Below are 2,688 nucleotides of genomic sequence, written 5' to 3'. Positions count from 1 at the left end.
CTAACCTGGTAAACCCACAGAGGTCCAGAAAGACAACGGTCGCTTCAATGGTTTCATTCAGCATGACGGTGGATTCGTATTCCTTGGTCCCCATAAAGTTCAAAACACTGTCGTCCACATACATTTTAAGGATGTTGTTTTCCTTTATGGCCTGCAGCGTCTCTTTGAGTTGTCTGGCAAAAGCTGCCGTTTTTTCCATCGTAATAGAAAGGTCATCGAAATTGATGGGCTTGGTGATAAAATCGAAGGCGCCGCGATTCATGGCCGTCCGGATATTATCCATGTCCCCATAGGCAGAAACGATGACGGACTTGATGAGGGGACTCAGCTCATTGAGTTTAGTGAGCAGGGTAAGCCCATCCATAATAGGCATATTGATGTCACTCAGGACAATGTCTATATCGGGATTTTCCTTCACTTTTTCGAGAGCCTCCTGACCGTTCTGGGCAAATAAGAATTCGTATTCCTTTTGCCGTATTTTTTTTCGGAATTTCTGTTTTATCAGGACTTCCAAATCTGATTCGTCATCGACGACCATTATTTTTGTCATAATGCAATGTCTTTCAATTTGTTTTTTAATGACCTAAAATCCAGAGGTTTAGTCAGAAAATCATCTGCTCCCAAACGTTTGGAATTTGATCTGTTCTCTTCATCCCCATAGGCCGTGATCATCATTACAACCGGAGGGGGTTTTACGTATTCTTTTTTTATGAATTTCAGCAGATCCAGCCCGCTCATCCCGGGCATATTAATATCCGAAAGAATGAGTACAGCCTCGTGTTCCAGATCCTTTAACATATCTACCGCTGCCTCCCCTGAAAAAGCGAATACAAACTGCAGGTCCCCATTCCGGATCTCTTTGCGGAAGCGTTGCTGAAAAAGTATTTTTACGTCTTGTTCGTCGTCTACTACTAATATTTTCATGGTATACGTGTTTCTGGTTCTAAGTTGGTTTATCCGTTTTATTTGACAGGTAACTCAATGGTAAATTCTGTCCCTTGTCCTTCTATTGTTTTCATTTGTAATGTACCCCCGTGCCCTTTTGTGACGATGTCATAACTCATACTCAGGCCTAATCCCGTGCCTTGCCCCGTTGGTTTGGTGGTAAAAAAAGGCTGGAAGATCTTGTCCTGTATTTTTTTTGGGATCCCGTTCCCATTGTCCTTAACACGAAGCAATACTTTGTCGTCTTTCTTTATGCTCGTAACGGTAACTGTGGGTTCATATCCTTCTGGCTGTTGCTCTGCCTTTTCTTTAACTACGTAAAACGCGTTGGTGATCAGGTTCAGGATTACCCTTCCAATGTCCTGCGGTACTACATTTACTTTGCTCAATCCTTCATCAAAATGGGTCTCAGTGATCGCGTTGAACGTCTTATCTTTGGCTCTGAGACCATGGTAAGCTAATCTAAGGTATTCGTCGGCCAGCACGTTGAGATCTGTGAGCTCTTTTTCCCCGCTTCCGGCCCTGCTGTGATGCAACATGCCTTTTACTATGGCATCTGCCCTTTTACCGTGGAAGATTATTTTTTCTTCGTTGTCGGTTACATCTTTAGCGAGGGCTTTCACTTCATCAAAATTTCCTTTCTGAATTTCCTCATTCAATTCCTCCAACAATTCTTTATTAACATCCGAAAAATTGTTCACGAAGTTCAACGGATTTTGTATCTCATGGGCGATACCGGCCGTGAGTTCACCGAGTGAAGCCATCTTTTCGGATTGGATGAGTTGGGCCTGGGTTTGTTTTAATTCGGTATAGGCTTTTTCAATTTTAGATTTGGCTTTTTGTTTTTCCCTCGTGTTGTGCCACAATATTCCTATAATAAACAAAAGAACGAGCAGTCCAGCAATGAATACATAAAGTTGTAAGCGGCTTTTATATTTGGCCTGTGCAGAAATTATTTCCTGTTGTCTTAATTTTTCATTAAAACCAATATTCTGCACCGCACGATCTTTATTCCTGCTAAAAATACTGTCTTTTACATGATGAAAATATTCAGTGTATTTAAGTGTACTGTCTATATTTCCTTTTAGTTTATATGATTGCGCAATGTTATTTATTGAATTGAGCCAATAATGTGTTTCTCTATTGGGATCTGAAGATTCGGTAACCATTTTGGCGTAATAAATAGCAGAATCCAATTCTTTAGTGTTTTTAAATAAGGTTGACATACCACCGTATATCTGTAAAGTATCGTGGAAAAATTCATTTTGTATTGCCAGCGGAATTGCCGAGCGAAAAGTAGCTAGTGCACCCTTATAATCCCCTTTCAGGTTTTGTATGGTTCCAAGCATGTATATTGGAAAATTCCATTTAGACCCTTTAAAAAGTTCATTTTGATTAATTGATTTTCGAATATAAAATTCTGCGGAATCTAATTGATGCATTTGTATATATGTTTCGGCAATTTCAGCTAAAGCCAACGGACTAAGCCGATGGCCTTCGAAGGTAAAGGCCCTGCCCGCAACATTATTAGATTCTGCTATTTGCTGGCCGGCAAAGGCATGCATTAAAGCGTTTTTGTAATCTCCAATATCCCTGTACAAACTCTGCAAGTATAAATGCATTTCAGCAACACCTGTGGTATAATTAATATCATCGTAAATCTTCAGGGCATCAAAATAATTTTGTATGCCTGTACTAAAATCATTTAAAAAATAATAATTTATGATGGCAATTTGAAGATAA

General features: G+C 39.8%; 3 protein-coding genes. All 3 read right to left on the bottom strand.

Going from position 1 to position 2,688, the window contains the following annotated elements; translation table 11 throughout:
- Nucleotides 1-550, bottom strand: a 550-nt coding sequence (locus tag Q0X89_RS07570; RefSeq protein ID WP_297692755.1) for a response regulator, incomplete at its 3' end; no start/stop codon positions are given.
- Nucleotides 547-924 (bottom strand): response regulator, encoded by a 378-nt coding sequence (locus Q0X89_RS07565; protein ID WP_297692753.1) that lies wholly within the window; start codon nt 922-924, stop codon nt 547-549. The genes Q0X89_RS07565 and Q0X89_RS07570, both read right to left, overlap by 4 nt.
- Before the next feature lie 38 nt (nt 925-962).
- On the bottom strand, nt 963-2,688 hold a 1,726-nt coding region (locus Q0X89_RS07560; RefSeq protein WP_297692751.1), incomplete at its 5' end, for an ATP-binding protein.

This window comes from uncultured Eudoraea sp. (assembly GCF_947258525.1).
Lineage (GTDB): Bacteria > Bacteroidota > Bacteroidia > Flavobacteriales > Flavobacteriaceae > Eudoraea.
The sequence above is the reverse complement of the archived record's forward strand: the minus strand, read 5'-3'. Positions and strand labels throughout refer to the sequence as shown.

Coding starts and splice junctions, on each gene's coding strand:
- Q0X89_RS07565 (WP_297692753.1), bottom strand. CDS start 924: ATGAAAATATTAGTAGTAGACGACGAACAAGACGTAAAAATACTTTTT.